The organism is Bowmanella yangjiangensis, from assembly GCF_017255015.1.
Classification (GTDB): Bacteria; Pseudomonadota; Gammaproteobacteria; order Enterobacterales; family Alteromonadaceae; genus Bowmanella; species Bowmanella yangjiangensis.
This window is the reverse complement of sequence record NZ_JAFKCS010000571.1, coordinates 1-474: the sequence shown is the minus strand read 5'-3', so window position 1 is coordinate 474 and position 474 is coordinate 1. Positions and strand designations below refer to the sequence as shown.

Annotated in this window: 1 protein-coding gene; it reads left to right on the top strand. The window is 68.4% G+C overall.

Annotated elements, in window-relative coordinates:
* Window positions 1-100 precede the first annotated feature (100 nt).
* Window positions 101-474, top strand: a 374-nt coding sequence (locus J0A65_RS25710) for a hypothetical protein (RefSeq protein ID WP_206597042.1), incomplete at its 3' end; no start/stop codon positions are given.

The window sequence follows — 474 nt, the reverse complement described above, 5'->3', positions numbered from 1 at the left end:
GCAAGGCGGGGTTCGTCGAGTTGCTCACCTACGCCGACCCGCAACGACGTCCGCACGGTTCGCGCCGCTCGACCCTCTGTTGCCTGCGCGCCGAAGACGCTTGAGCGCGCGGCGTGGCGGCGCCATCGCCTTGCTCGTCGGCGCGCAGCTGGTGCTGGCAGCACTGCTCTACAGCGGCGCCTTCGAGGCCTGTCGACAGCTGCTTGGCACGCTTCGCCGCGATATCGGCTACGGCGTGCAGCTGCAGCATTCGCTGTATCTCTTCGCCGCTCTGGCGCTGTTCAACGCGATCTGGCTGATGAGTTGCCGCAGCCGACGCAGCGGCCTGGCCGGCTGCTGCGCCTGCCTGTCGCTGTGGACGTTGTACTGGGTCAACCTCTTCACCAGCATGCCGCTGCGCAGCCTGCTGGTGGTCACTGTCGGCGTGCTGGTCCTGGCGCTGCCGGCATGCCTGCTGGCGTTGCGCTTCAGGCC